This is a genomic window from Roseofilum sp. (assembly GCF_982964205.1).
Genome location: NZ_CEZBFX010000209.1, coordinates 1 through 3,417 on the forward strand (window position 1 = coordinate 1; position 3,417 = coordinate 3,417).

7 protein-coding genes are annotated in these 3,417 nt (G+C 42.4%); 4 read left to right on the forward strand and 3 right to left on the reverse strand.

Features of this window, described 5'->3' with window-relative positions; genetic code table 11:
- From AC3A14_RS24320 to AC3A14_RS24335, 4 genes are all read left to right on the forward strand, one after another.
- The coding region (locus AC3A14_RS24320; RefSeq protein ID WP_487779227.1) for an RHS repeat-associated core domain-containing protein at nucleotides 1–800 on the forward strand (800 nt) is incomplete at its 5' end.
- A gap of 5 nt (nucleotides 801–805) precedes the next feature.
- Nucleotides 806–1,507, forward strand: a complete 702-nt coding sequence (locus AC3A14_RS24325) for a hypothetical protein (RefSeq protein ID WP_487779228.1) — start codon at nucleotides 806–808, stop codon at nucleotides 1,505–1,507.
- 210 nt (nucleotides 1,508–1,717) lie between these two features.
- Nucleotides 1,718–1,948 carry a hypothetical protein gene (locus AC3A14_RS24330; protein WP_318736372.1) on the forward strand — a complete coding sequence of 77 codons (231 nt, stop codon included), beginning with the start codon at nucleotides 1,718–1,720 and terminating at the stop codon, nucleotides 1,946–1,948.
- A gap of 20 nt (nucleotides 1,949–1,968) precedes the next feature.
- Nucleotides 1,969–2,103: a HepT-like ribonuclease domain-containing protein gene (locus AC3A14_RS24335; RefSeq protein ID WP_318736374.1), complete on the forward strand. Its 135-nt coding sequence runs from the start codon at nucleotides 1,969–1,971 to the stop codon at nucleotides 2,101–2,103.
- 37 nt (nucleotides 2,104–2,140) lie between these two features.
- On the opposite strand, the gene AC3A14_RS24340 is transcribed toward AC3A14_RS24335, so the two are convergent.
- The 3 genes from AC3A14_RS24340 to AC3A14_RS24350 are packed head-to-tail and all read right to left on the reverse strand — an operon-like array spanning nucleotide 2,141 to nucleotide 3,220.
- Nucleotides 2,141–2,509, reverse strand: coding sequence for a hypothetical protein (locus AC3A14_RS24340; protein WP_318736377.1), 369 nt, complete (start codon nucleotides 2,507–2,509; stop codon nucleotides 2,141–2,143).
- Nucleotide 2,510: 1 nt separating this feature from the next.
- A complete protein-coding gene (locus tag AC3A14_RS24345; RefSeq protein ID WP_318736384.1) occupies nucleotides 2,511–3,005 on the reverse strand; it encodes a ParA family protein in 495 nt (164 codons plus the stop codon).
- Nucleotides 2,996–3,220 (reverse strand): ParA family protein, encoded by a 225-nt coding sequence (locus AC3A14_RS24350; RefSeq protein ID WP_318736379.1) that lies wholly within the window; start codon nucleotides 3,218–3,220, stop codon nucleotides 2,996–2,998. The genes AC3A14_RS24345 and AC3A14_RS24350 overlap by 10 nt, the downstream gene beginning before the upstream one ends.
- Between the last annotated feature and the right edge of the window lie 197 nt (nucleotides 3,221–3,417).

Here is a 3,417-nt window from a genome sequence, read left to right on the forward strand (position 1 = left end):
TGTTTGCTGGGGAGCAGTTTGATGAGGCGTTGGGGCAGTATTATTTAAGGCAACGCTATTATGATGCAAGTACGGGGAGGTTTACTCGACGGGATACTTGGGAAGGGGATAGATCTAATCCTATTACGCTCAATAAGTATCTTTATGCTAATGGGAATCCGGTTAGTTATATCGATCCTAGTGGGTTATATGCAACAACACTTGGCGCTTATTTTGCAATTAAAGCTGTTCTACTTGCCATTGCTGTTATAGGAATTGGCGTTGCGGCTTACTATAATACCACCTACGAGCCTGAGCGTCTTCGTGGTTTTGGAGAAGGCCCTGGGCTTGATATACGTGATATAGAGTCCCCTCGTCCTCGCGATCCAAAAGAGAGTTTGTTAGGGCGCATCTTGACTTTCCCTCGAGAACAACTTCGAGTTCCCGATCATACTGGTCATCCACGGGATAATAGTTTGGATAATTTGATTCGTCATGTTTTTCATTCAGATGTTGGGCCAGATTATGCTAATGATCCTCTATCAATATGGGGCAAATCTGCAGATGACATTAAACAAGAATATGAAGATGATGGTTATAAAGCTGATATTGAGCAAGGCAAGAGAGGTTCTGGTAAGTCCAAGCAGATAAGAATTGAGAAGCATCCAGAAGTTACTAATATTCAAGTGCATCCAGGTGGAGGTAGGCATATTACTCCATATTATAAAATCTCAACCAGCACTAAAGGTAAAATATGGGTTGTACCCAAGGGCTTTAAAAAAGAACCAAATATGAAAGGACAAATTATTGAAATTCCTTAGAAATCATGAAAAATGTAAAAGTAGATCGAGTGAGTTCTGTAGCCGAAGTTGAAACACTTCAGAGATTAGGTGTCAATGCTATTAGTATTTCACTATCATCCGATCGGAAATTTAAAGATAGACGTACTTTATCAAAAAAAGAAGCTTACTTAATTAAAGATAAAATAGAAAAAAATACATCTTTTATTGGTAGCTTGTCTATCAACAGTTACCAAGAAATGATAGAACTGGCAACAGATCTCGAATTTGATTATATTCAATTATCTTCAATTCAACAAAGCAAAATACTACCAAATGAAGTTTATCAAGAATTAAAGATACAAGGAATTGGATTAATTTATTCCGATCTAGAATGTTCGTATGATACCGATCCCTCTTGGATACTTAGAAGTATACATAACAGTGACTTTGACTTTGCTCAAATTGATTTATTGGGTGATATAGGAGATTCATGGAATTTTCTAAAAGAAAAATGCCCGAATTTTACTGATGAACTTCAAGTCTCTGATATCAATGATATTGCCAGGGAAAATCCTTTACTAATTACCACCGATTTATCGGAAAATAATTTAGAGGAAATTATAGATTGTCTTGCAAATATTAAAGGTATTGCTTTTGTTCTGGGAGATAATCCAATTAGAGACGATTTTCATTACTTTAGCTACTGTGAAGTGATAAAAATGCTTGAACAAGTGAACTTGAGGTAAAACTGTTGTAAATCCGATTCGGCACTCTCAGCTCGCTCCTGTTGGCGTTCGGTTTCCTGACGTTGGCGATCGCGCTATCTGGAAAGAGAATACCATAGCCCAGTGCGATCGCAATCCCATTCTAAAATACCATAATGAATGCGATCGCGCTTTTGGTGATGTCAAACAAAAATGCGATCGCGCTCTGATTTTAAGATAATATTATTGAGTATGATCGCACTTTTAGTTATGTCGGAAAGTTTGTGCGATCGCATTCTAACTCGGCACTATCTGCTCTTTGCTGTTGGAGATCGCATTGCACAATGCCAGAAACTCGCCGATCTATCCGTCTCCTATAGGGTTCTGATAGATCAACAAGCGATCGCCATCATAATATGGAGCCATCAACCACAGAGCAATGGTCAATGGTGGGACTTTCGGCTAGGGCAAGCTGCCCATTAGGAGAGAAGCCAAAGAGAACAATGGCGATCTCTACAATTACTCATGATTATGATGAAGTCGATCTTGATGAAGTGTGGAAGGTGATTGAGGAGAATTTGCCTCAACTTCTGAGCTATATCGAACCCTTAGTTTCCAATGATGACAACCCAGAATGATGGGTTAGTTTCTTTAATGCTCTAATAGTTTAATTATCTAAAGGTCTAATAGGTTTAACTCTTCTCGCAATTCGGCAATATTCCTCACCCTCGACCAATCCACATCCGCATCAGCCAGCAAGTCGATCGCCACGCCAATCAGATGCTGAGGATAAGTGCGATCGCCGGGAGGAACCGGCTCTAGGTTATTGTCTCGCACTTCGGATGCCTTGGCTGCTAACCATTCCTTCTGAGATTTGCGAATTTTCAGATTCACTGCCACCAACTTATCTTTTTCTTGGGGTGCTGGGATGCTTTGGGGAGTGACCTTGGGTTGGGTTTTCCCTGGTTCTAGTGGTTCTGATGGCGCTCGAATTCCAGAGCGTTGAGAGAGTTTACCCCCCATTCCCGTAATTTTCTTAGCCATCTTAAATCCCCCAAATTGATAGACATTCTCTCGCCAGTTGTTTGTAAGCTTTAGCACCTGTGGAACGAGGTGCATATTCGGTAACCGGTTGTTGCGGGGCGATCGCCTCAGCAATGGAGATATTCTCTGGAATTTTGGTCTCCAGCAAGCGATAGCCTAATTCATCAGAGGCTTCTTGCAACATTTCATCTGCTTGTTTAGCCACTGCCAAGCGCCCCCGATAACGACAGCGCACCACATCAATGGGGAGATGGGGACGCTCTTCACGAATCAATTGCACGGCTTCCGAGAGTCCTTTTAATACCGCCGGTTCGTTAAGGGTAGGGATGAGAACGCGATCGCAGGTCAACAGAGCTTGAGTGGCTACAACTCCTAGTCCAGGGGGACAGTCGAGCAGACACAGAGCGAACCCCTGCAAGCGCTCTAGAGCAGGAGTGAATAGGTCAGAAGTGGCCTGGAGTTGGAATAGGGCAAGATCGGCGGGGATTAGATACAGAAGTGGTGGACCGGCTCAATGGGTTTACCCCGCAACCAGTCCACAGTCGTGGGAGTCTGGCCATCGAAGCCTAAACCATAACTGAGGGTGCGCTGTCCATCTAAGTCAATGGCGATCGCCTGCCGCTTGCTAGTGGCCAGAATTGCCCCCAGGTTCAAGACTGTAGTGGTCTTTCCTGTGCCACCCTTGAAGTTAAATATGGCAATCTTTTTCATGTCAGTGGAGCCGAAACCTCCCTTTTTGAGTTTATCCCTTTATGGGTGAATGGGTTATTCAGTTAATCATTTTAACAGTTTAAGTCATTAAGTTATTAAGGTATAAAGGTCTAATAGGTTTAAGGTCTAGTTGAGTTTGCCGCTATAGCAAAGAAAGGGAGCGTTAGGACAGTATCTTAAAAGCTTCTATGATGGCA